The 24,874-nt window shown below is 71.1% G+C and carries 28 protein-coding genes and 4 tRNA genes; 23 read left to right on the forward strand and 9 right to left on the reverse strand.

Annotated features, from left to right (window positions below):
- The first annotated feature begins 283 nt into the window (after window positions 1–283).
- The 10 genes from ACIO3O_RS04690 (at window position 284) to ACIO3O_RS04735 (ending at window position 9,909) form a co-directional block, all read left to right on the forward strand.
- A complete protein-coding gene (locus tag ACIO3O_RS04690; RefSeq protein WP_401741942.1) occupies window positions 284–1,252 on the forward strand; it encodes an NADH-quinone oxidoreductase subunit H in 969 nt (322 codons plus the stop codon).
- A 2-nt stretch (window positions 1,253–1,254) separates the two neighbouring features.
- The gene (locus ACIO3O_RS04695; protein WP_401741945.1) at window positions 1,255–1,857 is read left to right on the forward strand and encodes a NuoI/complex I 23 kDa subunit family protein; all 603 of its coding nucleotides are present in this window, start codon (window positions 1,255–1,257) and stop codon (window positions 1,855–1,857) included.
- Entirely contained in the window at window positions 1,854–2,456 is a 603-nt protein-coding gene (locus ACIO3O_RS04700) for an NADH-quinone oxidoreductase subunit J (protein ID WP_401741947.1), read from the forward strand. Before ACIO3O_RS04695 ends, ACIO3O_RS04700 begins: the two co-directional genes overlap by 4 nt.
- Window positions 2,456–2,866: an NADH-quinone oxidoreductase subunit NuoK gene (nuoK, locus tag ACIO3O_RS04705; protein ID WP_401741950.1), complete on the forward strand. Its 411-nt coding sequence runs from the start codon at window positions 2,456–2,458 to the stop codon at window positions 2,864–2,866. Before ACIO3O_RS04700 ends, nuoK begins: the two co-directional genes overlap by 1 nt.
- Window positions 2,863–4,860, forward strand: coding sequence for an NADH-quinone oxidoreductase subunit L (locus ACIO3O_RS04710; RefSeq protein ID WP_401741953.1), 1,998 nt, complete (start codon window positions 2,863–2,865; stop codon window positions 4,858–4,860). Before nuoK ends, ACIO3O_RS04710 begins: the two co-directional genes overlap by 4 nt.
- Window positions 4,861–4,863: 3 nt before the next feature.
- Window positions 4,864–6,438 carry a NuoM family protein gene (locus ACIO3O_RS04715; protein ID WP_401741955.1) on the forward strand — a complete coding sequence of 525 codons (1,575 nt, stop codon included), beginning with the start codon at window positions 4,864–4,866 and terminating at the stop codon, window positions 6,436–6,438.
- 17 nt (window positions 6,439–6,455) lie between these two features.
- Window positions 6,456–8,072, forward strand: a complete 1,617-nt coding sequence (locus ACIO3O_RS04720; RefSeq protein ID WP_401743357.1) for an NADH-quinone oxidoreductase subunit N — start codon at window positions 6,456–6,458, stop codon at window positions 8,070–8,072.
- A 158-nt stretch (window positions 8,073–8,230) separates the two neighbouring features.
- Window positions 8,231–9,094, forward strand: a complete 864-nt coding sequence (gene htpX, locus ACIO3O_RS04725) for a zinc metalloprotease HtpX (protein ID WP_401741956.1) — start codon at window positions 8,231–8,233, stop codon at window positions 9,092–9,094.
- The gene (locus ACIO3O_RS04730) at window positions 9,091–9,483 is read left to right on the forward strand and encodes a YccF domain-containing protein (protein ID WP_401741959.1); all 393 of its coding nucleotides are present in this window, start codon (window positions 9,091–9,093) and stop codon (window positions 9,481–9,483) included. Before htpX ends, ACIO3O_RS04730 begins: the two co-directional genes overlap by 4 nt.
- A 153-nt stretch (window positions 9,484–9,636) precedes the next feature.
- Complete coding sequence (locus ACIO3O_RS04735; RefSeq protein ID WP_401741961.1) at window positions 9,637–9,909, forward strand: GlsB/YeaQ/YmgE family stress response membrane protein; 273 nt, start codon at window positions 9,637–9,639, stop codon at window positions 9,907–9,909.
- A gap of 6 nt (window positions 9,910–9,915) precedes the next feature.
- Here the strand turns inward: ACIO3O_RS04735 and ACIO3O_RS04740 are convergent, their stop codons facing one another.
- From ACIO3O_RS04740 to ACIO3O_RS04750, 3 genes are all read right to left on the reverse strand, one after another.
- Complete coding sequence (locus tag ACIO3O_RS04740) at window positions 9,916–10,581, reverse strand: alpha-ketoglutarate-dependent dioxygenase AlkB family protein (protein ID WP_401741965.1); 666 nt, start codon at window positions 10,579–10,581, stop codon at window positions 9,916–9,918.
- On the reverse strand, window positions 10,578–11,093 hold the full coding sequence (locus ACIO3O_RS04745; protein ID WP_401741967.1) for a methylated-DNA--[protein]-cysteine S-methyltransferase: 516 nt from the start codon (window positions 11,091–11,093) through the stop codon (window positions 10,578–10,580). The genes ACIO3O_RS04740 and ACIO3O_RS04745 overlap by 4 nt, the downstream gene beginning before the upstream one ends.
- 195 nt (window positions 11,094–11,288) lie before the next feature.
- A complete protein-coding gene (locus ACIO3O_RS04750) occupies window positions 11,289–11,777 on the reverse strand; it encodes a YajQ family cyclic di-GMP-binding protein (protein WP_401741970.1) in 489 nt (162 codons plus the stop codon).
- A 236-nt stretch (window positions 11,778–12,013) separates the two neighbouring features.
- Here ACIO3O_RS04750 and ACIO3O_RS04755 point away from each other — a divergent pair.
- Window positions 12,014–12,095: transfer RNA gene (locus ACIO3O_RS04755), tRNA-Tyr, on the forward strand.
- A 174-nt stretch (window positions 12,096–12,269) separates the two neighbouring features.
- On the opposite strand, the gene ACIO3O_RS04760 is transcribed toward ACIO3O_RS04755, so the two are convergent.
- From ACIO3O_RS04760 to ACIO3O_RS04770, 3 genes are all read right to left on the reverse strand, one after another.
- Complete coding sequence (locus ACIO3O_RS04760) at window positions 12,270–12,767, reverse strand: GyrI-like domain-containing protein (RefSeq protein ID WP_401741972.1); 498 nt, start codon at window positions 12,765–12,767, stop codon at window positions 12,270–12,272.
- 100 nt (window positions 12,768–12,867) lie between these two features.
- The gene (locus tag ACIO3O_RS04765; protein ID WP_401741974.1) at window positions 12,868–13,524 is read right to left on the reverse strand and encodes an SDR family oxidoreductase; all 657 of its coding nucleotides are present in this window, start codon (window positions 13,522–13,524) and stop codon (window positions 12,868–12,870) included.
- A gap of 306 nt (window positions 13,525–13,830) precedes the next feature.
- Window positions 13,831–15,105: an amidohydrolase family protein gene (locus ACIO3O_RS04770; protein WP_401741976.1), complete on the reverse strand. Its 1,275-nt coding sequence runs from the start codon at window positions 15,103–15,105 to the stop codon at window positions 13,831–13,833.
- Between the two features lie 253 nt (window positions 15,106–15,358).
- On the opposite strand from ACIO3O_RS04770, the gene ACIO3O_RS04775 reads away from it, so the two are divergent.
- From ACIO3O_RS04775 to ACIO3O_RS04800, 6 genes are all read left to right on the forward strand, one after another.
- Window positions 15,359–15,431: transfer RNA gene (locus ACIO3O_RS04775), tRNA-Thr, on the forward strand.
- Window positions 15,432–15,479: 48 nt separating this feature from the next.
- A tRNA-Met gene (locus ACIO3O_RS04780) sits at window positions 15,480–15,552 on the forward strand.
- A gap of 89 nt (window positions 15,553–15,641) precedes the next feature.
- Entirely contained in the window at window positions 15,642–15,806 is a 165-nt protein-coding gene (gene rpmG / locus ACIO3O_RS04785) for a 50S ribosomal protein L33 (protein WP_007265873.1), read from the forward strand.
- 128 nt (window positions 15,807–15,934) lie between these two features.
- Entirely contained in the window at window positions 15,935–16,390 is a 456-nt protein-coding gene (locus tag ACIO3O_RS04790) for a MaoC family dehydratase N-terminal domain-containing protein (protein WP_401741980.1), read from the forward strand.
- A gap of 1 nt (window position 16,391) precedes the next feature.
- Entirely contained in the window at window positions 16,392–16,820 is a 429-nt protein-coding gene (locus ACIO3O_RS04795) for a MaoC family dehydratase (protein ID WP_401741982.1), read from the forward strand.
- 85 nt (window positions 16,821–16,905) lie between these two features.
- Window positions 16,906–17,970: a UDP-N-acetylmuramate dehydrogenase gene (locus tag ACIO3O_RS04800; RefSeq protein ID WP_401743360.1), complete on the forward strand. Its 1,065-nt coding sequence runs from the start codon at window positions 16,906–16,908 to the stop codon at window positions 17,968–17,970.
- A 9-nt stretch (window positions 17,971–17,979) separates the two neighbouring features.
- On the opposite strand, the gene ACIO3O_RS04805 is transcribed toward ACIO3O_RS04800, so the two are convergent.
- On the reverse strand, window positions 17,980–18,612 hold the full coding sequence (locus tag ACIO3O_RS04805) for an NAD(P)-dependent oxidoreductase (RefSeq protein ID WP_401741985.1): 633 nt from the start codon (window positions 18,610–18,612) through the stop codon (window positions 17,980–17,982).
- Window positions 18,613–18,666: 54 nt separating this feature from the next.
- On the opposite strand from ACIO3O_RS04805, the gene ACIO3O_RS04810 reads away from it, so the two are divergent.
- Window positions 18,667–19,305, forward strand: coding sequence for a TetR/AcrR family transcriptional regulator (locus tag ACIO3O_RS04810; RefSeq protein ID WP_401741987.1), 639 nt, complete (start codon window positions 18,667–18,669; stop codon window positions 19,303–19,305).
- Window position 19,306: 1 nt separating this feature from the next.
- Here the strand turns inward: ACIO3O_RS04810 and ACIO3O_RS04815 are convergent, their stop codons facing one another.
- Window positions 19,307–20,326, reverse strand: a complete 1,020-nt coding sequence (locus tag ACIO3O_RS04815) for an adenosine deaminase (protein WP_401741990.1) — start codon at window positions 20,324–20,326, stop codon at window positions 19,307–19,309.
- A gap of 162 nt (window positions 20,327–20,488) precedes the next feature.
- Complete coding sequence (locus ACIO3O_RS04820) at window positions 20,489–21,715, reverse strand: pyridoxal phosphate-dependent aminotransferase (protein ID WP_401741992.1); 1,227 nt, start codon at window positions 21,713–21,715, stop codon at window positions 20,489–20,491.
- Between the two features lie 196 nt (window positions 21,716–21,911).
- On the opposite strand from ACIO3O_RS04820, the gene ACIO3O_RS04825 reads away from it, so the two are divergent.
- The 5 genes from ACIO3O_RS04825 (at window position 21,912) to rplA (ending at window position 24,847) form a co-directional block, all read left to right on the forward strand.
- A tRNA-Trp gene (locus tag ACIO3O_RS04825) sits at window positions 21,912–21,984 on the forward strand.
- A gap of 107 nt (window positions 21,985–22,091) precedes the next feature.
- Entirely contained in the window at window positions 22,092–22,370 is a 279-nt protein-coding gene (secE, locus tag ACIO3O_RS04830) for a preprotein translocase subunit SecE (RefSeq protein ID WP_189821127.1), read from the forward strand.
- 82 nt (window positions 22,371–22,452) lie between these two features.
- Window positions 22,453–23,385 (forward strand): transcription termination/antitermination protein NusG, encoded by a 933-nt coding sequence (nusG, locus tag ACIO3O_RS04835; protein ID WP_401741995.1) that lies wholly within the window; start codon window positions 22,453–22,455, stop codon window positions 23,383–23,385.
- 176 nt (window positions 23,386–23,561) lie between these two features.
- Window positions 23,562–23,996, forward strand: coding sequence for a 50S ribosomal protein L11 (gene rplK / locus ACIO3O_RS04840; protein ID WP_185027986.1), 435 nt, complete (start codon window positions 23,562–23,564; stop codon window positions 23,994–23,996).
- A 128-nt stretch (window positions 23,997–24,124) separates the two neighbouring features.
- The gene (rplA, locus tag ACIO3O_RS04845) at window positions 24,125–24,847 is read left to right on the forward strand and encodes a 50S ribosomal protein L1 (RefSeq protein WP_401741998.1); all 723 of its coding nucleotides are present in this window, start codon (window positions 24,125–24,127) and stop codon (window positions 24,845–24,847) included.
- The last annotated feature ends 27 nt before the right edge of the window (window positions 24,848–24,874 follow it).

The following is a 24,874-nucleotide window of genomic DNA, read 5'->3' on the forward strand; positions in this document are numbered from 1 at the left end:
CGGAGCCCGTACCCGGGCCGGAGCCCGTACCCGGGCCGGAGCCCGTACCCGGGCCGGAGCCCGTACCCGGGCCGGAGCCCGTACCCGGGCCGGAGCCCGTACCCGGGCCGGAGCCCGAGCCCGAATCCGTACCCGTACGGGAAGAACCCCCCGAGCCCGACGGCTCACCAGCCCGCCCAGCCCAGGACGACCCCGACCGCCAAGGCCGGCCCGCCACCCCCAAGCCCGCGCCCCACCAAGCCACCACCCCCGAATCCGACCCCCCCGCCGGAGGCGATCCCGCGTGAACGACGTACTCGACGTCGCCCTCCGCCTGCTCCTCGTCTTCGTGCTCTTCCTGGTCCTGCCCCTCCTGGTCGGCCAGACCGAGCACAAGGTGATGGCCCACATGCAGGGCCGCCTCGGCCCCATGTACGCGGGCGGCTTCCACGGCTGGGCCCAGCTCGTCGCCGACGGCGTGAAGTTCGCGCAGAAGGAAGACGTCGTCCCCACCGGCGCCGACCGCCGCATCTTCCAGCTCGCTCCCGCCGTCGCCCTCCTCCCGTACCTCCTGGTCCTCCTCGTCATCCCCATCGGCCCCGGCGAATCCGCCGTCGGCCAGCAGATCGACGCGGGCATCTTCTACGTACTCGCGGTCATGGGCGTGGGAATCCTCGGCTCGCTCATGGCGGGCTGGGCCTCGGCCAACAAGTTCTCGCTGCTCGGCGGCCTGCGCACCGCCGCCCAACTCCTCGCGTACGAACTCCCCATGCTGCTGGCCGCCGCCTCGGTGGCCATGGCGGCGGGCACGCTCTCCCTCCCCGGCATCCTCGACGCCTGGCAGTGGTGGTGGCTGCCCTGGCAGCTCATCGGCGCGTTCGTCTTCTTCACGGCCGGACTCGCGGAGCTGCAACGGCCCCCGTTCGACGCCCCGATCGCCGACTCGGAGATCATCTTCGGCGCGTACACCGAGTACACCGGACTGCGCTTCGCGCTCTTCCTCCTGGCCGAGTACGCGGGCATCGTCATCGTCTGCGGCCTGACCACCGTCCTGTTCCTCGGCGGCTGGCACGGTCCGTGGGGCGCCGACGGCCTCGGCTGGGTCTGGACCCTCCTCAAGACGGCCGTCCTCGCCTTCGTCGTCATCTGGCTCCGCGTCAGCTATCCCCGGCTCCGCGAGGACCAGCTCCAGAAGTTCTCCTGGACCGTACTCATCCCGCTCGCACTCGCGCAGATCGCGCTCACCGGCATCGTGAAGGTGGCGATCCAGTAGTCATGGCACCCCCCATCCCCGGGAGCGGCCTCGCCAAGGGCCTCGCCGTCACCCTCCGCACGATGACGAAGAAGACCGTCACCGCGCAGTACCCCGAGAAGCAGCCCGAACTCCCGCCCCGCACGCGCGGCGTGATCGGGCTCTTCGAGGAGAACTGCACCGTGTGCATGCTGTGCGCGCGCGAGTGCCCCGACTGGTGCATCTACATCGACTCCCACAAGGAGACGGTGCCGCCCGCCGCCCCCGGCGGCCGCGAGCGCAGCCGCAACGTCCTCGACCGCTTCGCCATCGACTTCTCGCTCTGCATGTACTGCGGGATCTGCATCGAGGTGTGCCCCTTCGACGCCCTCTTCTGGTCGCCGGAGTTCGAGTACGCGGAGACCGACATCCACGAACTCACCCACGAGCGCGACAAGCTCCGCGAGTGGATGTGGACCGTCCCCGAACCGCCCGCCCTCGACCCCGGCGCCGAGGAACCCAAGGAGATCGCGGCCGCCCGCAAGACGGCCGACAAACTCGCCGCCGCCCAGCAGGCCGAGGCCGCGCAGCAGGCCGAAGCCGCGCAGCAGGCGGAGGCCCAGGCAGAGCAGGAGGGACCGGCGTGATCACCGCGACCACCACCCTCGCCGCCACCGGCCCCGGCTTCCTCTCCCCGACCGGCGTCGAGATCGCCTTCCTCCTCGTCGGCCTCGTCACCCTCGGCGCGGCCGTCGTCACGGTCACCACAAAGCAGTTGGTCCACGCCGCCCTCTGGCTGGTCGTGGCCCTCGGCGGCCTCGCCGTCGAGTACCTCCTGCTCACCGCCGAGTTCATCGCCTGGGTGCAGGTGCTGATCTACGTCGGCTCGGTCGTCGTCCTCCTCCTCTTCGGCCTCATGCTCACCAAGGCCCCCATCGGCCGCTCCCCGGACGCCGATTCGGGCAACCGCCCGGTCGCCCTCGCGGTGGCCGTCGCCGCGGCCGCCGCCCTGGTCTGGGTGGTCGTCGACGCGTTCCGTACGACCTGGATCGACCTCGAAGGACCCGTCCAGGGCGCCACCAAGGTGACCGGCGAGATCCTCTTCCAGCACTGGGTGCTGCCCTTCGAGGCCCTCTCCGTCCTGCTCCTGGCCGCCCTGGTCGGCGCGATCGTCCTCTCCCGCAAGAACACGGCGGCGGCCGCAGCCGAAGCCCCGGCGACCGGACCGAAGAAGGAGCAGCGCTGATGCACCTCGCCTACCCGGCCGTCCTCGCCGCCCTCCTCTTCTGCGTCGGCCTCTACGGAGTCCTCGCCCGCCGCAACGCGATCCTGGTCCTGATGTCCGTCGAGCTGATGCTCAACGCCGTCAACCTCAACCTGGTCGCCTTCGACGTCTGGCTCCGCGACGCCCTGCACGGCGGCCAGGCCCTCACGCTCTTCACCATCGCCGTCGCCGCCGCCGAGATCGGCATCGGCCTGGCGATCGTCCTGATGGTCTACCGCAACCGAGGCACCTCGGACGTCGACCGACTCCGCGACACCGCCGAAGCCGCGGCGGACGACGACCCCACCGACCCCACCGACGACGACACCGACGACGCAGCCACCGGCACCCCGGCACCGAAGGCCCCGAAGGCAGCGGAGGCCGCCGCGTGACCACCACGACCCTCGCCGTCCTCGTCCCCCTCCTCCCCTTCCTCGGCGCGGCCGCGGGCCTGCTCCTCGGCCGCACCGCCCCCGGCTTCGTCCGCCCCCTGGCGATCCTGCCGACCGTCGCCGCCCTCGCGCTGGCGATCACCGTCGCCGTGCACCAGGGCGGCGGCAGGTCCATCGACGCCGCCACCCGCCTCACCCCGACCGGCTCGGTACCCATCGACCTGGCCCTGCACATCGACGGCTTCGCCGCCCTGGTCGCCGTCCTGGTGACCGTCGTCGCGACCTGCGTCCAGGTCTACTCGACGGCCTACCTGCGCGACGACCCGCGCTACGCCTCGTACGCCGCCCTCGTCTCCCTCTTCACCTCCGCGATGCTGCTCGTCGTCTACTCCGGCGACCTGATGGTGCTGCTGGTCGGCTGGGAGATCATGGGCATCTGCTCGTACTTCCTGGTCGGCCACTACTGGGAGACGCCCGAAGCCCGCGCCGCCTCCCTCAAGGCCTTCCTGGTCACCAAGCTCGGCGACGTCCCCTTCCTCTTCGGCCTGTTCGCGCTGGCCGCCGACGCGGGCACCTTCCGCATCACCGGCATCCTCGACGCCGTCGCCACCGGCGGCCTCGACCACCCGACCCTGATCGCCCTCCTGCTCATCGCGGGCGTGGCGGGCAAGTCGGCCCAGTTCCCCCTCCACACCTGGCTCCCGGACGCGATGGCCGGCCCCACGCCCGTCTCCGCGCTGATCCACGCGGCGACGATGGTCGCCGCCGGTGTCTACTTCGTGGCCCGCCTCCTGCCCGTCTTCGCGACCTCCGCCGCCGCGATGACCGTCCTCGCCGTCATGGCCGCCGTCACGATGGTCGGCTCGGCCCTCGCCGCGCTCGCCCAGGACGACATCAAGCGTGTCCTCGCGTACTCGACGATCGGCCAGCTCGGCTACATGACCGGCGCCCTCGCCGTCGGCGACCGGGGTGCCGCCGTCTTCCACCTCCTCTCCCACGGCGCCTTCAAGGCGCTCCTCTTCCTCGGCGCCGGCGTGATCATCCACGCCGCGGGCACCAACTCCCTGGCCGCCATGTCCCGCACGGGCGACCTCCCCAAGCGCATCCCGGACGCCTACTGGACGATGACGATCGCGCTCCTCGCGCTCGCCGCCATCCCGCCGTTCGCGGGCTTCTTCTCCAAGGAAGCCGTCCTGGTCGCCGCCGAGCACACCGCCCTCGGCGACTCCGCCACCAGCCCCTCGGGCGCGGGCTGGATCGTCCTGATCGCCGGTCTGCTCACCGCCCTCCTCACCGCCGCCTACGCCACCCGCCTCTGGCTCCTCGCCTTCCGCGGCCGCGGCCCCGCCGCCCCGGACCACGGCCGCCAGCCGATCGCCATGAGCGGTGTCCTCTGGGTCCTGGCCGTCCCCTCCCTCGCCCTCGGCCTGGCCGTCGGACAGCTCGCGGGCTGGTTCGACGTCCACGCCCTCACCCCGACCGTCACCACCGCCGTCCTCGGCACCGGCGTCGCAGCGGTCGGCGGCATCATGACGTACGCCTCCTGGCGCGCCCTGCGCTACAAGGCCGGCACCAACATCCCGCTGGGCGCGGTCGCGGCCCACCCGGACGCCGACCCGGCGACTTCCGAGGAAGAGGCCATCGCCACCCACGAGGCCGCGTACGGAGACATCGCCTCCGCCCCCGACCCCGGCGACCCCGGCCGTCTCCTCCTGGGCCCCCTGCACCGCCACGCGGCCACCGGCTTCCACCTGGACGCCCTCTACGCCGCCCTCTTCGTCCGCCCCGTGCGCGCCGGCGGCGAACTGGTCCGGTTCCTCGACCGCGAGGTCGTCGACACCTACGTCCGCGCCGCCGGAACCCTCCCGCGCTGGCTCGGCATCGCCGTCCGCCGCGCCCAGACCGGCAACGTCCAGACCTACCTGGCCGCCCTGCTCGCCGGTTCCGTCGTCCTGGCGATCGCCGCCGTCCTCGTCGCCGCCGCCGGAGCGTGAGCCATGATCGATATCAGCACATCCGTGATGCAGTTCCTTCTCGCACTGATCGTCGCCGGCCCGCTCATCGGCGCCGTCGCCGCCCTCCTCCCGGCCCCGCCCGGGCTGAAGGGAAAGTCCCCGGACCAGGCCGTGCTCCGCCACGGCGTCGTCGTCACCGGCGTGATCCTCATCGCCGCGATCGTCCTCGGGCTCGGCTTCGACCGCGACCACCCCGCCACGATGCAGGCCAGCACCGACATCAGCTGGATCCCGGCGCTCGACGTCCGCATCCATCTCGGCATCGACGGCATCTCGCTCCCCCTTCTCCTCCTGACCGCGCTCCTGACCTTCCTCTGCGCGCTCTACAGCTACTTCAAAATGCCCCAGGGCCCGTCGCCCAAGGCCTTCGTCGCCCTCCTCCTCGTCCTGGAGACCGGCACCCTCGCCACCTTCGCCGTCCTCGACCTGATCCTGTTCTTCCTGGCCTTCGAGATGGTCCTCATCCCGATGTACTTCCTCATTGCACGCTGGGGCGGCGCCCACCGCACGCAAGCGGCCTGGAAGTTCATCCTCTACACCCTGCTCGGCTCCGTCGTGATGCTGCTCGGCCTCCTCCTCATCGGCCTGAAATCCGGCACATTCGACATGGTGGCACTCGCCACTGACAACGGCCGTGGGCTGACAACATCCGTGCAGGTCACGGCAGTTCTGGCGATCGCGGTCGGCCTCGCCGTGAAGGCCCCGATGTGGCCCCTGCACAGCTGGCTCCCGGACGCCCACACCGCCGCCCCGACCGTCGGCTCGGTCCTGCTGGCCGGCGTACTCCTGAAGATGGGCACTTACGGCTTCGTCCGCATCGCGCTGCCGATCGCCCCCGAGGGCATGCACACGTTCGCGCCGTACCTCGCGGCCTTCGCGGTCGTCGGCATCCTCTACGGCTCCCTCGCCTGCCTCTCCCTCGCCCGCAAGGGCAACAAGGGCGACCTCAAGCGCCTCATCGCGTACTCCTCCGTCGGCCACATGGGCTTCGTCCTCCTGGGCATCGCCTCCATGACCCCCACCGGCGTCAACGGCGCGCTCTTCGCCAACATCGCCCACGGCCTCATCACCGGCCTGCTCTTCTTCCTGGTCGGCGCCCTCAAGGACCGCTACGGCACCGCCGACCTCGACACCCTCGCCGGAGCCACCGGCGCCGCCCTCTACGGCCGCGCCCCCCGCCTCGGCGCCCTCCTCGCCTTCGCCGCCGTCGCCTCGCTCGGCCTGCCCGGACTCGCCGGGTTCTGGGGCGAGATGCTGACGATGTTCGGCGCGTTCGACCCCGCCCCCGGCCTCAGCCGCCCCGCCTTCCTCACCTTCATGGCCCTCGCCGGTCTCGGCACGCTGCTCACCGCCGCGTACCTGCTGATCGTCGTCCGCCGCGTCTGCATGGGGGAGCGGCGCGAGGAGGCCACCGCGATCGCCGACGTCCAGGGCTACGAGTACGCCGCCTGGACCCCGCTCGTCGCCCTCACCGTCCTCGCCGGCCTCTGGCCCGCAGTCCTCCTCGGCCTGACCGACCCGGCCGTCCAGAAGCTCCTCGCAGGAGGCAAGTCGTGACCGTGGCCGCCCACGCCGTGACCCTGGCCGCGCAGGCGGCCGAACCCGTCCGCGCAGCGGCCCCGGCCGCGAACCTCGTGCAGTCCGTCGACTGGCTCGCCATCGCCCCGCCCGTCGTGGCGGCCGCCGCCGCCCTCCTGATCCTGGTCGCGGACCTCTTCGTACCCCAGAAGCGCAAGCACCTCCTGGGCCTCGGCGCGGTCGCGGGCCTCGTCGTGGCACTGGCCGCCCTGCTGCCCCTGCGCGGCGGCGGCCACAAGACCTTCTGCCTCGTCGCCGACGCCACGGTGTGCAGCTACGCCGCCGACCAGTTCGCCCTGGTCATCCAGGCCCTGGTCCTCGTCGGCGCCCTGGTGACGGCCCTCCTGTCCCTCACCCTCGCCCAGGACGACACGAACCTCCCCGCGGGCGAGTACTGGTTCCTGCTGCTGTCCTCCGCCGCCGGAGCCGCCCTCCTCCCGGCCGCCCGCGACCTCGCCACCCTCGTCGTCGCCCTCGAAGTCGCCTCCCTGCCCGCGTTCGCCCTCGTCGGCCTGCGCCGCGGCGACCGGCGCTCCTCCGAAGCGGCCCTGAAGTTCTTCCTGTCCTCCGTGACCGCGACCGCCGTGATGCTCCTCGGCGTCAGCTTCGTGTACGCCGCGACCGGCAGCCTGCACCTCACCGAGATCGCCACTCGCCTCGACAACGTCCCGGCCCAGCTGGACACCCTCGCCCAGGCGGGCGTCGCCCTCACCCTCGTCGGCTTCGCCTTCAAGACGGCGGCGGCACCCTTCCACTTCTGGGTGCCCGACACCTACGTCGGCGCCCCCCTCCCGGTCGCCGCCTACCTTTCCGTCACCGGAAAGGCGGTCGGCTTCTCCGGGCTCATCCTGGTCACCGTCGTGGCGTTCCCGTCGTACGCCGACGTCTGGGGCCCGGCGCTCGCCGTTCTGGCCGCCCTGACGATGACCGTCGGCAACGTCGCCGCCCTGCGCCAGAGCGCCACCCGCGCCCACAGCGCGATCCGTCTCCTCGCCTGGTCCTCCGTCGGCCAGGCCGGTTACCTCCTGGTGCCGATCGCCGCCGCCGCGTACTCCAGCGACGCCCAGATCGGCTCCACCGTCGCGTACGCGCTCATGTACGCCGTCGTGAACCTCGGCGCCTTCGCGGTCGCCGCCCTCGTCTCCCGTACGTCACCGGGCGGCCGCCTCACCGACTACCAGGGCCTCTACGCCCGCAGCCCCCTGGCCGCGCTCGCCCTCGGCTTCTTCCTGCTGTGCCTGGCCGGACTCCCGCCGGGCATCATCGGCCTCGTCGCGAAGGTCACCGTCTTCTCGTCGGCCGTCGACGCGGGCCTGGCCTGGCTCGCCGTGGTCATGGCCGTCAACGTCGTGATCGCCCTGTACTACTACCTCCGCTGGACGGCCCTCCTCTTCCGCCCAGCACCACGAGCGGCGACAGAAGAAGCACCACAAGCGGCGACAGACGCACCACCACGACCGGCGACAGAAGAAGCACCACGACCGGTGCGCGCGCCCCGCCGCCTCCCCGCCCCCCTCGGCACCGCGATCGTCCTCACCCTGGTCGCCGCCGTCGTCCTCTCCGGCGCCCCGCAGCTGATCCTCCGCTTCATCACGGGCTCGCTCTTCCAGTAGCCGCAGCAGTCGCACTCCCCGGACGGCCTAACCCGCTCACCGGTGCACAAGGGAACTAGAGACCCTCGCCTGGCGTTGACCAGTAAGGAAGGGTCCACTGAACGTGGAAGCACCACCCGGTCAGGAGTTCCCCTGCCGCACTACTTGGAGGGCCTACCGTGCACCGCCGGCACAACGGGTTGAAGACAGCCGTACTCCTCGGGGGCCTGTCCGCGCTGATCCTCGTCATCGGCAGCTTCTTCGGCCGTACGGGACTGCTGGTCGCGCTCCTCGTGGCGCTCGGCACCAACGCGTACGCGTACTGGAACAGCGACAAGCTGGCCCTGCGCGCCATGCGCGCCCGCCCGGTCAGCGAATTCGAGGCCCCCGAGCTGTACCGCATGGTCCGCGAGCTCTCCACGGCCGCCCGCCAGCCCATGCCCCGCCTCTACATCTCGCCGACCCAGGCCCCCAACGCCTTCGCCACCGGCCGCAACCCGCGCAACGCGGCCGTCTGCTGCACCGAGGGCATCCTCCAGATCCTCGACGAACGCGAACTGCGCGGCGTCATCGGCCACGAGCTGAGCCACGTCTACAACCGCGACATCCTGATCTCGTCCGTCGCCGGAGCGCTCGCCTCCGTGGTGATGTTCCTGGTCAACTTCGCCTGGCTGATCCCCGTCGGCAGGTCCAACGACAACGAGGGCCCCGGCATCTTCGGCATGCTGCTGATCATGATCCTGGGCCCGCTGGCCGCCTCGATCATCCAGCTCGCCGTCAGCCGCTCCCGCGAGTACGAGGCCGACGCCTCCGGCGCCCAGCTCACCGGCGATCCTCTCGCCCTCGCGAGCGCATTGCGCAAGCTGGACGCGGGTACGAAGCAACTACCGCTGCCCCCCGAGCCCCGGATCGAGACCGCGAGCCACATGATGATCGCGAACCCGTTCCGCCCCGGCGAGGGCACGGCGAAGCTCTTCTCCACCCACCCGCCGATGGCGGAACGCATCGCCCGACTCGAACAGATGGCAGGCCACCGACCGTGAAGACACTCCTCAACCTCATATGGCTGGTCCTGAGCGGCTTCTGGCTCTTCCTGGGCTACCTGGTCGCGGGCCTCCTGCTCTGCATCACCATCATCGGCATCCCCTTCGGCCTCGCGGCCTTCCGGATCGGCATCTACGCCCTGTGGCCCTTCGGGCAGACCGTCGTGGACCGCCGCGACGCGGGCGCCCCCTCCTGCGTCGGCAACGTCCTGTGGCTCGTCCTCGCGGGCTGGTGGCTGGCGCTCGGCCACATCCTCACCGGCATCGCCCTGTGCATCACGATCATCGGCATCCCGTTCGGCATCGCGAACTTCAAGCTGATCCCGGTGTCCCTGCTGCCGCTCGGCAAGGAGATCGTCCCGACCGACCAGCCCTTCGCCGGCCGCTGACCACGCCGCCCTTCCTAGTCACCCCTGTCGCCCCTCCCGGCTGACCTGGCAACCTTCCCGGCGCGCGATGCGTCTTCCCGTACGAGAGCGGGCACACGCACCACCACTGCCCGCACGCATCACCCAGCACATCGCACCCACGGGGGGACCCTCATGAGCATCCTCGGCTGGATCGTCCTCGGCCTGATCGCCGGCGTCATAGCCAAGATCCTGCTGCCCGGCCGCGACCCCGGCGGGCTGATCGGCACCACGCTGATCGGCATCGCGGGCGCGTTCATCGGCGGCTGGATCTCCACCAAGTTCCTGGACCGCGAGATCGCCAACCAGTTCTACGACGGCCCGACCTGGCTCGCCGCCATCGGCGGCTCACTGGTCCTGCTCATCGCGTACCGCATCCTCTTCGGCCACTCCCGCTCACGCCACTGACCCCGCTCACGCGGCGAGCCCCGTCACCCGCAGCGTGATGTTCAGCCGTCCGGCGGCCATTCCGGTCGCCGGATCGCCCGTCCCGGGCAGCACCTTCGGCACCCCGTGGTACGCGAACCGCGACGCGCCCCCGAACACAAAGAGGTCCCCCGACCTCAACTCCACATCCGTGTAAGGGCGTCCACGCCCCTGCGTGTTCCCGAACCGGAACACGCAACTGTCGCCGATGCTGAGCGACACCACCGGCGCCGACGACCGCTCCTCCCGGTCCTGGTGCATCCCCATCCGGGCGTCGCCGTCGTAGAAGTTCACCAGCCCCGCGTCCGGCGCGTACCCGTCACCGGCCCGCTCGTCCTCGTACGCGTCGACCAGCGCCCGGCGCCCCAAGTCGCCCAGCCACTGCGGGAATTCCGCCACCCGCGCACCGTTCACATCGCCCGCCGTCCGGGAGTAGCGGTACGGCTGCCAGTGCCACCCCAGCCCCACCGACCGCACCGACATCACCCCGCCCCCGGGCAGCCGCGTGTGCCGCAGCGGCACCGGACCGGCGGCCCACGTCCGGCACGCCACCACCAACTCCCGCTGCTCCGCCAGCGACAGCCACCCCGGCACGTGCACCGCCCCCGGTGCCACCTCGGCCCGCTCCCGGTCCAGCTCGAACAGCTCGCTCACCGCGCCGGGCCGCCCTCCAGCTCCAGCAGCAGCCGCTTGCGCTCCAGCCCGCCCGCGTACCCGACGAGCGACCCGTCCGCCCCCACGATCCGGTGACAGGGCCGCACCACCAGCAGCGGATTGCGCCCGATCGCGGTCCCCACCGCCCGGACCGCCGCCCGCGACGCCCCGATCGACTCGGCCAGCTTCCCGTACGAAGTGGTCTCCCCGTACGCGACGTCCTCCACCGCACGCCACACCCGGCGCTGGAACTCCGTCCCCACCCCGTCCGCGTACCCGAGGTCGAACCGGGTCAGCTCCCCGGCGAAGTACGCCTTCAGCTGCTCCGCCACCCCGCCGAACAGCTCCGGCGCCCGCCGCCACCCGTCCCGGACGACGACCCCGCCCTTCTGCTCCGGCACCGACAGCGACCGCAGCGCGATCCCGCCGGGCGCCCCGGCGGACTCCTCGCCCACCAGCAGCAGCTCGCCCAACGGGCTGTCGAGGGTCGCGTACACCGTGCTCGCGCTCATGACCCCATCCTCTCCGCGCAGTGCTCACCACGCTTCTCGCCGTCGAGTCTGCGCCCCCGCCCGGCCCCGGGCTGGCGGAATTCGGACACCACGCTGGGGCCGGGTGCGCGAAGGGGGCGGGAGCCGGCCCGAAGCCGCCCACCGCCCCCGTCCGCAGGCCCGCGTGAAGCGCGAAGACTCAGCAGCGGTCCACGATCACCGGTAGTTCACGAACTGGATCGCGAAGTCCAGGTCCTTGCCCTTGAGCAGCGCCTGAATGGCCTGGAGGTCGTCACGGCTCTTGGAGCTGACGCGCAGCTCGTCGCCCTGCACCTGCGCCTTGACGCCCTTGGGGCCCTCGTCGCGGATGATCTTGGCGACCTTCTTGGCGTTGTCCTGCGAGATCCCCTCCTCGATGGAGGCGAAGATCTTGTACTCCTTGCCGGACAGCTGCGGCTCGCCCGCGTCCAGCGACTTCAGCGAGATGCCGCGCTTGACCAGCTTGGTCTCGAAGATGTCGAGGATCGCCTTCACGCGCTCCTCGCCGTTGGCCTGCATCAGGATCTTCTCGCCGGACCAGGAGATGGAAGCGTCCGTGTTCTTGAAGTCGTAACGCTGCGAGATCTCCTTGGCGGCCTGGTTGAGGGCGTTGTCGACCTCCTGCCGCTCGACCTTCGAGACGATGTCGAAACTGGAGTCGGCCATGTCCTGTGGCTCCTTGATGTGGGTGACGGATGGGTGCCGGGTACGGCGCGGGCGCGGCACGGGTGCGGTGCCGTCCCCTCGGCGTACACCTGGGCGTACGCCACAAAGCCTAGCCACCCGGACCGGCAGCGGGCGCGGATCAATCGAGTGGCGGAGCACCCCTGGTCATCAGGTATTGTTTACGTCGTCCCCAGGGAAAAGCGCCGCGAGGCGAAGATCTCCAGGTGACATCCCATGGCGGTGTGCCCGAGTGGCCAATGGGAACGGACTGTAAATCCGTCGGCTTAGCCTACCCAGGTTCGAATCCTGGCGCCGCCACAAAAGAAGGCCCCTGATCAGCGGAAACGCTGGCCGGGGGCCTTCGGGTTTTCCCGGTACGGAGAGGGCCTGCGCCAGTGGTCGGCCGCCGGCTGCCCGCGAGCCGCCCACTGACCGTCACCAGGCCGCCCGCGAGCCGCCCCTGACCACCCTCCACCCGTCCGCGAGCCGGAACTACCCGTCCGCGAGCCGGATTGCGAGCCGCGTCTGCCACTTGTTCAGGTCCGGCTCCACCCGCGGGTCCGTCAGGAACGTCTCCGTCCGCCCCACCCAGTGCTCGCCGTCACCGGCCTCCGTCATGTCCCACTCCAGCCCCCGCGCGCCCGCCCAGGCGATCAGCTCCTCCGTGACGCCGGCCAGCTCGTCGGGGTGGCCGACGTGCGTCAGCGTCGCGTACCGCCCCGCGGGCAGCACCCCCGCCCGCACATCGCCCTCTGGCTCCGGCGCGACCGCCACCGGAACCCCCGCCTCGACCTCCAACTCCCCGTCCGTACCGATCACGTTGTACCGGAGGAACGGACCGCCGGCCGGTTCGGTTCCCCGCGCCGCGAGCCAGCCGATGAGCTCCGGAATCCGGTCGGCGACCGGGGCGAAATGATCCCTCCGCACCCGCCGCCGGACACCCGCGTACGGCTGCTCGCCGCACTCCACGATCTCGGGTTCGTACCGCATGCCACTCCTCGAAGTCCGTCGCCCACCCGCGGGTGGGCGTCACGGGTGACGACTGCGCGGCGGCACCGAACTCATCGGTCCCGCCGCCCTGTTGGGCCGGTCAGTTCCCGGCCACGTCCTTGACCGCCACCGACACCGGCACGCTGCCGCCGACGAGTTCCAGCGTCAGCCCCGCCGTCGACGGCGTCTCCAGCAGCTCCGCCAGTACGGCCGCCACGTCGTCCCGCGTCACGGGCCCGCGCCCGGTCGAGGCGCCCAGTTTCACCAGCCCGGTGCCCGCGTCGTTCGTGAGCTGACCGGGCCTCAGGATCGTCCAGTCCAGGCCGCTCCGGGCCCGTACGTCCGCGTCGGCGGCCCCCTTGGCGCGCAGGTACACGTCGAAGACCTCGTCACCGGGGTGCTCGGGATCGGCGCCCATCGAGGACACCACCACATAGCGGCGCACCCCCGCCCGCTCGGCCGCGTCCGCGAACCTCACCGCCGCGTCCCGGTCCACGGTGTCCTTGCGACCGGCCCCGCTGCCCGGTCCCGCACCCGCCGCGAAGACCGCCGCGGAGGCCCCCTCCAGGGCCGCCGCGACCTCCTCCACGGACGCCGACTCCAGGTCGAGAACGATCGGTTCGGCACCCGCCGACCGCAGGCCCTCGCTCTGTTTCGCGTCGCGGACGATCCCCGCGACCTCGCCTCCGCGTGCGGCGAGCAGACGCTCCAGCCGCAGCGCGATTTGACCGTGTCCACCAGCGATGACAGTGCGCATGCTGTCGACCGTACGCCCACCGGCCCGCCCCCGCTCAGAACGCCGCACACACCCCGCGAACGCACCGGGGCCGGTGCACGGCATCCCATCCGCCCCAGGCACGCACGCACCAGCGCCGGCGCACGGGCACCTCACACACCCCAGACGTGCACACGCACCAAGGTCGGCGGACGGGCACCTCACACACCCCAGACGCGCACACGCCCCGCGCACACACCAGCGCCGGTGCACGGGCGCCTCACGCGCCCCAGGGGCGCTCGGGCCCCGCGAACGCACCCGGGGCCGGGTGCAGGGCGCCCCATGCGCTCAGGGCCCCGTCTCCGGCCTTCCCTGACGCGGCAGTTCCAGCTCCACGGCCGCCACCGTGTCGCAGTACTCGCGCACCGCACTGGTGCGCGCCACGATCCGCCCCCGGTGCACCACGATCCTGCTGTACGCCAGCGACAGCGCCCCCGCGAGCCCCTCGCCCCGCACCGCCACCAGCTCCGCCGGGAACCCCGCCTCCAGCCGCACCTCCGGCAGCCCCATCGCCTCCCGCGCGCCCGCCGCCACCGTGTCGTACGCGTCCGGGGCGCGCATCCCGCTCTGCGAGGCCAGCAGGTACGCCGCCTCCAGAGGGTCGCCGCGCCCCACCGGGTTCGCCAGGTCCCGCAGCGCCCCGCTGCCCGCCGCCAGCCGCACCCCGGCCGCCCGCAGCAGCCGTACCGGCGCCACTCCGCGCGCCTCCACCCCGCCGCAGCCGCCCTGCGGCTGGCACACCACGCTCACCCCGGCGGCCGCCAACTGGTCCGCCGCCCGCGTCGCCACCTCCAGCGGCAGCCGCGACAACCCGCCGCACGGGCCGATCGCCACCCCCGGCCGCAGCCCGCCCGCCATCGCCGCGAGCCTGGCCAGCCGCGCCGGATCGTCACCCTCGGTGTGCAGGTCCACCGGGCACCCGTGCTCGGCGGCCACCTCCAGCACCCGCTCCACGTACCCCGCCGGATCGGGGTCCAGGTCCGGGCAGCCGCCCACCACACCGGCGCCCATCTTCACGGCGTCCCGCAGCATCGCCAGCCCGTCCGCCCCCGCCACCCCCGTCAGCAGCCGGGGCACCGCCACCGCCGACAGGTCCACCAGCCCACGCAGCGAGCGCCGGGCCTGGAGCACCGCCTCCATCGGCCCGAGCCCCTGCACGTCCCCGATCCGCACGTGCGAGCGCAGCGCCGTCGCCCCGTGCCCGAGCTGGAGCAGCGCGGCCTGCGTGGTGCGCCGCTGCACGTCCTGCCGGGCGTACGAGACCGGGCCGCCGTCGTCGGCCGTCAGGGCGGTGTCACTGTGCGCGTGCGGCTCCACCGGCGCCGGAAGCAGCAGGAAGCCCGAGAGGTCCACCCGGGAGGCGGTCAGCGCCGGAAGACTGCCCGCCGTGCCGACGGCCTCGATGCGCCCGTCACGGAGCCGCACGTCCACCGTGCGCCCGTCGGTGAGCCGGGCCCCGCTCAGCAGCAGGGCCTCGGTGCGCTCCGCTCCGCCGGCACCGGCGCCGGTGCCCGGTTCGGGGTTCCCCGGGCGGCGGGACGGCTGCGGCTGGCTGTCGGACATCGCGCTCCTGGCGGGGGCTCGGGCGGAGAGGGGCGCGTCGGCGCGGGGCGGCCGGCGCCCAAGATCACGCAGCGTTCGATCGAGCCTAGGGGCCCGCCTCCGAGGCTTCGAGGAGGAGCGGAATAGTCGTACCGGAGTGACCTCCGGTGGCCTACGTGACGGGTGACGGCGACCCGCCCGGGAGGGGGTCGAAGTGGGCCCCGGATATGGATTTGGGGGATCGGCGCAGACCCGTGTAATGTCTTCATCGCTCGCCCCAATAGCTCAGTCGGTAGAGCGTCTCCATGGTAAGGAGAAGGTCTGCGGTTCGATTCCGCATTGGGGCTCTGGTGTTCGGAGATCCTCCCCCTCGGGGGAGGTGATCCAGACATCAAAGCGGTGTAGCTCAGTCGGTAGAGCAAGCGGCTCATAATCGCTGTGTCACCGGTTCAAGTCCGGTCACCGCTACGCGCAGTAGCCGATTGTAGGGTCGGTCCTCCGATCGGCTACTCTTTTTTGCGTTCATCCGTACATCCGTCCGTCCAAGGAGCACTCACGTGGCTGCCACCGACGTCCGCCCGAAGATCACGCTGGCCTGCGTGGAGTGCAAGGAGCGGAACTACATCACCAAGAAGAACCGGCGTAACAACCCGGACCGCATGGAGATGAAGAAGCACTGCCCGCGTTGCAACTCGCACACGGCGCACCGCGAAACGCGCTAAGCACAGGCTCGTACACGAGGCCGTCCCCGAATTACTGGGGGCGGCCTCGTGTCGTATGTCACGACGATTCACGTCGCTGATCCTTCAGGTCACCCAGGTCACCACCATTCACAGGAGGTACGAGTCCCATGGCGCTCGACCAGTCCTTCGTGGGGCGGTCCTATCCGCCCACCTCGGCGTACGAGGTGGGCCGGGAGAAGATCCGCGAGTTCGCCGAGTCCGTTGGCGACCGCAATCCCGCGTACACCGATCGGGAAGCCGCCACGGCGCTCGGCCACCCCGATGTGATCGCCCCGCCGACCTTTGTCTTCGCGATCACCTTCAAGGCCGCGGGCCTGGTCATCGAGGACCCGCAGCTGGGTCTCGACTACAGCCGGGTGGTGCACGGCGACCAGAAGTTCACCTACACCCGCCCGGTGCGCGCGGGCGACCGCCTGTCGGTCACCTCGACCATCGAGGCGATCAAGTCGATGGCGGGCAACGACATCCTGGACATCCGCGGCGAGGTCCACGACGAGAGCGGTGAGCACGTCGTGACCGCCTGGACGAAGCTGGTGGCGCGCGCCGCCGCCGAGGAGGCATGAGATGGCTGCCACGATCGCCTACGCGGACGTCGAGGTCGGCACCGAGCTGCCCGCCCAGTCCTTCCCCGTGACCCGCGCCACGCTCGTGCAGTACGCGGGCGCCTCCGGGGACTTCAACCCGATCCACTGGAACGAGAAGTTCGCGGTCGGGGTCGGCCTGCCGGACGTCATCGCGCACGGCATGTTCACCATGGCCGAGGCGATCCGCGTGGTCACCGACTGGGCCCAGGACCCGGCCGCCGTCGTCGAGTACGGGGTGCGCTTCACCAAGCCTGTCGTCGTCCCCAACGACGACCATGGCGCCGTGATCGAGGTCACCGGCAAGGTCGCCGCCCTCCTGGACGACAACAAGGTCCGCGTGGACCTCGTCGCCACGAGCGCCGGCCAGAAGGTGCTGGGCATGTCCCGCGCGGTGGTGCAGCTCGGCTGAGCAGGTGTACGGAGAGTAAGGGGCGGCCTCCCGGAGGCCGCCCCTTACGCGTGCCCGATCGGGGCCCCACGATCGCTCTCGTACGCTGGACCCCGTGCAGGAACTCCACGATGCCCCCCTCGCCCCCCTGACCACCTTCCGCCTCGGCGGTCCCGCGACCCGCCTGGTCACGGCCACCACCGACGACGAGGTGATCGCCGCCGTCCGCGAGGCCGACGCCTCCGGCACCCCGCTGCTGATCGTCGGCGGCGGCAGCAACCTGGTCATCGGCGACAAGGGCTTCGACGGCACCGCCCTGCGCATCGCCACCCAGGGCTTCTCCCTCGACGGCACCAAGCTGGAGCTGGCCGCGGGCGAGGTCTGGACGGACGCCGTCGCCCGCACCGTCGAAGCCGGTCTCGCGGGCATCGAGTGCCTCGCCGGAATCCCCGGCTCCGCCGGCGCGACCCCGATCCAGAACGTCGGCGCGTACGGCCAGGACGTCTCCAGCACCCTCACCGAGGTCGACGCCTACGACCGCCGCACCGGCGAGCGGGTCACCCTCACCAACGCCGAGTGCGCCTTCTCGTACCGCCACAGCCGGTTCAAGGAGGACCCGGAGCGCTACGTGGTGCTGCGGGTCCGCTTCGAGCTGGAGGACGCGGGCGGCCTCTCCGCGCCGATCAAGTACCCGGAGACCGCACGCACCCTGGGCGTCGAGGCCGGGGAGCGCGTCCCCGCCGCCGTCGCGCGCGAGACGGTGCTCGGTCTGCGCGCCGGCAAGGGCATGGTGCTGGACCCCGAGGACCACGACACCTGGTCGGCGGGCTCCTTCTTCACCAACCCGATCCTCGACGACGCCCGGTTCGCGGACTTCCTCGCCCGCGTCCACGACCGGCTCGGCCCCGACACCGCGCCGCCCGCCTTCCCGGCGGGGGAGGGGCTCACCAAGACCTCCGCGGCCTGGCTCATCGACCGCGCGGGCTTCACCAAGGGGTACGGCGAGGGGCCCGCCCGCATCTCCACCAAGCACGCCCTCGCCCTCACCAACCGGGGCGACGCCACCACCGAGGACCTCCTGGCGCTGGCCCGCGAGGTCGTCGCCGGTGTCCACGACGCGTTCGGCGTGACCCTCGTGAACGAGCCCGTGACGGTCAACTGCGCCCTCTGAGCGGCCCTTTCAGTACGCCACCCCGACACCCTGCTTCACCGTCGCCGGGTCCTCGACCACCGCCAGCATCGCGTGCGCCGTGTCGGCCCGCGAGATGGTGCGGCCGCTGGCCGGGGTGCCGCCGACGACCGTGCGGTACGTCCCGGTCAGCCGCCCGTCCAGGAGCCTGGGCGGGCGTACCGAGGTCCAGTCGGTGGCCGAGCGGGCCAACTCGCCCTCCATGGCCGTCAGATCGACGTACACGGGCTTCAGGGCCGCGCTGACCAGCTTCCCGATGATCCGGTCGACGAACGGCTGCCGCTCCGGCGCGGGACCGACCGGGGCGGCGCTCACCACCACCAGCCGCCGCACGCCCTCGGCGTCCATCGCGCCCAGCACCGTACGGGTGAGCTTCGTGGTGATCCCCGCGTCCCCCCGGCTGCGCGCACCGAGACCGGAGAGCACCGCGTCCCGCCCGGCCACGGCCTCGCGCACCTGCTCCGGGTCCGTCAGGGCGGACCGGAAGACGGTCAGCCGTTCACCGGTGACGGAGAACCGCGCCGGATCGCGCACCACCGCCGTCACCTCGTGCCCGGCAGCCAGCGCCTGCGTGACGATTTCCTGCCCGATGCCGCCTGTGGCACCGAATACCGTGAGCCTCATCGCACACCCTCCCAACAAGGTGGGTGAGTATTCACTCACCCTCTTCTAGAGTGGGTGAGCACTCACTCACCCGTCAACCCCGGAGCCCCCGTGCACAAGCCCACCCGAGAGCGCATCCTCGACGCCGCCCACGAGCTGATGCGCACCCTCGGCCTCTCCCGCGCCACCACCAAGGAGATCGCCCGCGCCGCAGGCTGCTCGGAGGCCGCCCTCTACAAGCACTTCACGAGCAAGGAGGACCTCTTCGTCGCCGTCCTCGACGAACGCCTGCCCCGGCTCTCCCCCCTGCTGCACCACCTGGTCGCCGACCCCGGCGCGCGCACCGTCGAGGAGAACCTCACCGAGATCGCCCACCAGGCCGTGCTCTTCTACGCCGAGAGCTTCCCGATCGCCGCCTCGCTGTACGCCGAGACCAAGCTCAAGGCCCGCCACGACACCGCCATGCGGGACATGGGCACCGGCCCCCACATGCCCATCGAGAGCCTGGACGCCTATCTGCGCGCCGAACGCGACGCCGGACGCCTGGCACCCGGCACCGACACCTTCGCGGCCGCCTCGCTCCTCCTGGGCGCCTGCGCGCAGCGCGCCTTCGCCTACGACGCGGACGGCACGATCGGCCGGCGCCCCCCGCAGGACGTCGACGCCTTCGCCGCCGCCCTCACCCGCACCCTGCTGACCGGCATCGCGCGCTAGCTCAGTCGGCCAGCCACGCGTCGATCCCGGACAGCAGCTTGTCCCGTACGTCCACGGGCGCGGCCGACCCGCGCACCGACTGCCGCGCCAGCTCGGCCAGTTCGGCGTCCGTGAAGCCGTGGTGCTCCCGCGCCAGCTCGTACTGCGCCGCAAGACGCGACCCGAACAGCAGCGGGTCGTCCGCCCCCAGCGCCATCGGCACCCCGGCGTCGTACAACGTCCGCAGCGGCACGTCCTCGGGCTTCTCGTACACCCCGAGCGCCACATTGGACGCCGGGCACACCTCGCAGGTCACGCCCTTGTCCGCGAGCCGCTTCAGCAGCCGCGGGTCCTCGGCCGCCCGCACCCCGTGCCCGATCCGCGAGGCGTGCAGGTCGTCCAGGCAGTCCCGTACGGACGAAGGACCCGTCAGCTCGCCGCCGTGCGGCGCGGCCAGCAGCCCGCCCTCGCGCGCGATCGCGAACGCCCGGTCGAAGTCCCGCGCCATGCCGCGTCGCTCGTCGTTCGACAGTCCGAATCCGACGATCCCGCGATTCGCGTACCGCACCGCGAGGCGCGCCAGCGTGCGCGCGTCCAGCGGATGCTTCATCCGGTTCGCCGCGACCAGCACCCGCATCCCGAGCCCGGTCTCCCGGGACGCGCTGTCCACCGCGTCCAGGATGATCTCCAGCGCCGGGATCAGACCGCCGAGCAGCGGGGCGTACGACGTCGGATCGACCTGGATCTCCAGCCACCCGGAGCCGTCCCTGACGTCCTCCTCGGCGGCCTCCCGCACCAGCCGCTGGATGTCCTCCGGGGTCCGCAGACACGACCGCGCCGCGTCGTACAGCCGCTGGAAGCGGAACCAGCCCCGCTCGTCGGTCGCCCGCAGCTTCGGCGGCTCACCGCTGGTCAGCGCCTCGGGAAGGTGCACCCCGTGCCGGTCGGCCAGATCCAGGAGGGTCGAGGGCCGCATCGAGCCGGTGAAGTGCAGGTGCAGATGAGCCTTGGGGAGCAGAGACAGATCACGTACGCGTTCCATCCCAGGATCTTGCCGTACGCGCGACGCGCCCGGAAGCGCCTTTTCTCCAACGGGTGCGCCCCCGAACGCAGAAACGATCCCCCGGCCACCAGGGCCGGGGGACCGTCGCTCGCACCTCATAGAGGCGCTCGGTTCTGCGAAAAACGCACACCGCACGTGGTGCTAGTCGCGGGCCTCCGCGAGCAGCTTCTGGATGCGCGAGATGCCCTCGACGAGGTCCTCGTCGCCCAGCGCGTAGGAGAGCCGCAGGTAACCCGGGGTGCCGAAGGCCTCGCCCGGAACGACCGCGACCTCCACCTCCTCCAGGATCAGCGCCGCCAGCTCCACCGAGGTCTGCGGACGCTTGCCGCGGATCTCCTTGCCGAGCAGCCCCTTCACCGACGGGTACACGTAGAACGCGCCCTCCGGCGTCGGGCAGACGACGCCCTCGATCTCGCTCAGCATCCGCACGATCGTCTTGCGGCGGCGGTCGAAGGCCGTCTTCATCTCGTCGACCGCGTCCAGCGGCCCCGACACGGCGGCCAGCGCCGCGACCTGCGCCACGTTGGAGACGTTGGAGGTGGCGTGCGACTGGAGGTTCGTCGCGGCCTTCACGACGTCCTTCGGGCCGATGATCCAGCCCACCCGCCAGCCGGTCATCGCGTACGTCTTCGCCACGCCGTTGACCACGATGCACTTGTCGCGCAGCTCGGGCACGATCGCCGGCAGCGAGGTGAACTGCGCGTCGCCGTAGACCAGGTGCTCGTAGATCTCGTCGGTGAGGACCCACAGGCCCTTCTCGTGCGCCCAGCGGCCGATCGCCTCGGCGTCCGCCTCGCTGTAGACGGCGCCGGTCGGGTTCGACGGGGAGACGAAGAGCACGACCTTCGTACGCTCCGTGCGCGCCGCCTCCAGCTGCTCGACGGAGACCCGGTAGCCGGTCGTCTCGTCGGCCACGACCTCCACCGGCACACCGCCCGCGAGCCGGATCGACTCGGGGTACGTCGTCCAGTACGGGGCCGGGACGATGACCTCGTCACCCGGGTCGAGGATCGCGGCGAACGCCTCGTAGATGGCCTGCTTGCCGCCGTTGGTGACCAGCACCTGGGAGGCGTCGACCTCGTAACCGGAGTCGCGCAGCGTCTTGGCGACGATCGCGTTCTTCAGCTCGGGGAGCCCGCCCGCCGGGGTGTAGCGGTGGTACTTCGGGTTCGAGCAGGCCTCGATCGCGGCCTGGACGATGTAGTCCGGCGTCGGGAAGTCGGGCTCGCCCGCGCCGAAGCCGATCACCGGGCGTCCGGCGGCCTTGAGGGCCTTCGCCTTCGCGTCCACGGCAAGGGTGGCGGACTCGGAAATTGCACCGACGCGGGCGGACACCCGGCGCTCGGTCGGAGGGGTAGCAGCGCTCATGGGGCCCATCGTCCCAGACCCCCGGGGGCCCACGTACAGGGGTTTCACGGACTGGGCGGGGCCACGTCCGGCCCCTTTCTGTTCGACGTCGGGCCCAGGAGCACGTACACTCACCTGTCGTTGGCCCACAGCAGCCCGTCTCCACCGAGCGCACTCCGTGCACTCAGTCGGATGCGGTAGGTTGGGGGAACCACAAAGGGTCGTAGCTCAATTGGTAGAGCACTGGTCTCCAAAACCAGCGGTTGGGGGTTCAAGTCCCTCCGGCCCTGCTACACACTCCTTCGCCAGGATGTGTGCGCATGTACGTACTTCTCTGCATTTGTCGTGCGGCTCCACCGGGCGCGGCACGGCCACGACCCGGAATCAGGTGAGTAGCGTGACGGACGCCGTGGGCTCCATCGACATGCCTGATGCCCAGGACGAGGTGCCGAAGAAGGCACGCAAGGGCGGCAAGCGGGGCAAGAAGGGCCCGCTGGGCCGCCTCGCTCAGTTCTACCGCCAGATCGTCGCGGAGCTCCGCAAGGTCGTCTGGCCCACGCGCAGCCAGCTGACGACGTACACCACGGTCGTCATCGTCTTCGTCGTGATCATGATCGGCATCGTGACCGTGATCGACCAGGGCTTCGCCGCAGCCGTGAAGTACCTCTTCGGTTAAAGCAGTACTCGCGTAGGGCGCCTGCCTCGGGCGCCCCTTTCGCGCGTTCCAACCATTTTGTATCCAGGAAGAAGCAGCCACCGTGTCTGACCCGAACCTGAACGACGCCGGCGAGCCGACGGTGGGCGCCGTCGAGTCCGTTGAGGACGAGACTGCCATCGTTGAGGCGGCGGACGCTGTGGAGCCCGACCAGGCCGAAGCTGCCGACGCCGCCGCGGGCGAGCCCGCCGAGGAGGCTGCCCTCCACGTCGAGTCCGACGAGGATGTCGAAGCTGTCGCCGTCGCCGAGACCGACGAGGACGCGGCTGCCGCAGAGGCCGTCGCGGACGCCGACGGGGTCGATGCCGAGGCCGAGGAGATCGCCGAGGCCGAAGAGGCCGAGGAGCCCTCCGAGCCGGTGGACCCGATCCAGGCGCTCCGCGAGGAGCTCCGCCTCCTGCCCGGCGAGTGGTACGTCATCCACACGTACGCCGGTTACGAGAAGCGCGTGAAGGCCAACCTGGAACAGCGCGCCGTCTCCCTGAACGTCGAAGAGTTCATCTACCAGGCCGAGGTGCCTGAAGAGGAAATCGTTCAGATCAAGAACGGCGAGCGCAAGAACGTCCGTCAGAACAAGCTCCCGGGCTACGTGCTCGTGCGCATGGACCTGACGAACGAGTCCTGGGGCGTCGTCCGCAACACCCCCGGCGTCACCGGCTTCGTGGGCAACGCCTACGACCCGTACCCGCTGACCCTGGACGAGATCGTCAAGATGCTCGCCCCGGAGGCCGAGGAGAAGGCCGCCCGCGAGGCCGCCGAGGCCGAGGGCAAGCCCGCACCGGCCCGCAAGGTCACCGTCGAGGTCCTGGACTTCGAGGTCGGCGACGCGGTCACCGTCACCGACGGCCCGTTCGCCACGCTGCAGGCCACGATCAACGAGATCAACGCCGACTCGAAGAAGGTCAAGGGCCTCGTCGAGATCTTCGGCCGCGAGACTCCGGTCGAGCTCAGCTTCGACCAGATCCAGAAGAACTGACGCCAACTCAGGCACTTCTGACAAGAGCTTCCGAACAGGTCAGATCGGGCTTCCAAAGCCGGTCTGACCTGCTCGGTTTTTAGCCGCACGTCTATACCCGTTATCGTTGTGCGGTATGCCTCCATCCGGATGATCGGATGGTCGGCCGAAACTCTCACTAGGACCCGGAGAGAGCAATGCCTCCCAAGAAGAAGAAGGTCACGGGGCTTATCAAGCTCCAGATCAACGCGGGCGCCGCCAACCCGGCCCCGCCGGTCGGCCCGGCGCTCGGTCAGCACGGCGTCAACATCATGGAGTTCTGCAAGGCCTACAACGCCGCGACCGAGTCGCAGCGTGGCATGGTCGTGCCGGTGGAGATCACGGTCTACGAAGACCGCTCCTTCACCTTCGTGACGAAGACCCCGCCGGCCGCCAAGCTGATCCTCAAGGCCGCAGGTGTGGACAAGGGATCGGGCGAGCCCCACAAGACCAAGGTCGCGAAGCTCACGGCCGCTCAGGTCCGCGAGATCGCCACGGTCAAGCTCCCCGACCTGAACGCCAACGACCTGGACGCCGCCGACAAGATCATCGCCGGCACCGCCCGTTCCATGGGCATCACGGTCGAGGGCTGATCAGCCCCTTCCCGTACGGAAGCCCCTTTCCGTACGACAGTGGTAGGGCCACGCGCCGGCCCGCACCACGACTCCACACCTGCCACGCGGCGGAAGCCGCATGGTGAATACCTGACACAGGAGCAGCAGTGAAGCGCAGCAAGTCTCTCCGCGCTGCGGACGCCAAGATCGACCGGGAGCGTCTGTACGCCCCCCTCGAGGCCGTCCGTATCGCCAAGGACACCAGCTCGGTCAAGTTCGACGGCACCGTCGAGGTCGCCATGCGTCTGGGTGTCGACCCGCGCAAGGCCGACCAGATGGTCCGCGGCACCGTCAACCTTCCGCACGGCACCGGCAAGACCGCCCGGGTCCTGGTCTTCGCGACCGGTGACCGTGCTGCGGCCGCGGAAGCCGCTGGCGCCGACATCGTCGGCTCCGACGAACTGATCGACGAGGTGGCCAAGGGCCGCCTGGACTTCGACGCCGTCGTCGCCACCCCGGACCTCATGGGCAAGGTCGGCCGCCTCGGCCGCGTGCTCGGCCCGCGTGGTCTGATGCCGAACCCGAAGACCGGAACGGTCACCCCGGACGTGGCGAAGGCTGTCACGGACATCAAGGGCGGCAAGATCGAGTTCCGCGTCGACAAGCACTCGAACCTGCACTTCATCATCGGCAAGGTCTCCTTCGACGAGACCAAGCTGGTGGAGAACTACGCAGCGGCGCTGGAGGAAGTCCTCCGTCTGAAGCCGTCCGCCGCCAAGGGCCGCTACATCAAGAAGGCCACGCTGGCCACCACGATGGGCCCCGGCATCCCGCTGGACGCCAACCGCACCCGCAACCTCCTCGCCGAGGAGGACCCGGCCGCCGTCTGAGTCTCCTGACTCGACAGCAGTCGCGGG

Source organism: Streptomyces sp. NPDC087440, assembly GCF_044744005.1.
Taxonomy (GTDB): Bacteria; Actinomycetota; Actinomycetes; order Streptomycetales; family Streptomycetaceae; genus Streptomyces.

Coding starts and splice junctions, on each gene's coding strand:
- ACIO3O_RS04695 (WP_401741945.1), top strand. CDS start 1,255: ATGGCACCCCCCATCCCCGGGAGCGGCCTCGCCAAGGGCCTCGCCGTC.
- nuoK (WP_401741950.1), top strand. CDS start 2,456: ATGCACCTCGCCTACCCGGCCGTCCTCGCCGCCCTCCTCTTCTGCGTC.
- ACIO3O_RS04715 (WP_401741955.1), top strand. CDS start 4,864: ATGATCGATATCAGCACATCCGTGATGCAGTTCCTTCTCGCACTGATC.
- ACIO3O_RS04735 (WP_401741961.1), top strand. CDS start 9,637: ATGAGCATCCTCGGCTGGATCGTCCTCGGCCTGATCGCCGGCGTCATA.
- ACIO3O_RS04745 (WP_401741967.1), bottom strand. CDS start 11,093: ATGAGCGCGAGCACGGTGTACGCGACCCTCGACAGCCCGTTGGGCGAG.
- ACIO3O_RS04750 (WP_401741970.1), bottom strand. CDS start 11,777: ATGGCCGACTCCAGTTTCGACATCGTCTCGAAGGTCGAGCGGCAGGAG.
- ACIO3O_RS04760 (WP_401741972.1), bottom strand. CDS start 12,767: ATGCGGTACGAACCCGAGATCGTGGAGTGCGGCGAGCAGCCGTACGCG.
- ACIO3O_RS04765 (WP_401741974.1), bottom strand. CDS start 13,524: ATGCGCACTGTCATCGCTGGTGGACACGGTCAAATCGCGCTGCGGCTG.
- ACIO3O_RS04770 (WP_401741976.1), bottom strand. CDS start 15,105: ATGTCCGACAGCCAGCCGCAGCCGTCCCGCCGCCCGGGGAACCCCGAA.
- ACIO3O_RS04790 (WP_401741980.1), top strand. CDS start 15,935: ATGGCGCTCGACCAGTCCTTCGTGGGGCGGTCCTATCCGCCCACCTCG.
- ACIO3O_RS04795 (WP_401741982.1), top strand. CDS start 16,392: ATGGCTGCCACGATCGCCTACGCGGACGTCGAGGTCGGCACCGAGCTG.
- ACIO3O_RS04805 (WP_401741985.1), bottom strand. CDS start 18,612: ATGAGGCTCACGGTATTCGGTGCCACAGGCGGCATCGGGCAGGAAATC.
- ACIO3O_RS04815 (WP_401741990.1), bottom strand. CDS start 20,326: ATGGAACGCGTACGTGATCTGTCTCTGCTCCCCAAGGCTCATCTGCAC.
- ACIO3O_RS04820 (WP_401741992.1), bottom strand. CDS start 21,715: ATGAGCGCTGCTACCCCTCCGACCGAGCGCCGGGTGTCCGCCCGCGTC.
- rplK (WP_185027986.1), top strand. CDS start 23,562: ATGCCTCCCAAGAAGAAGAAGGTCACGGGGCTTATCAAGCTCCAGATC.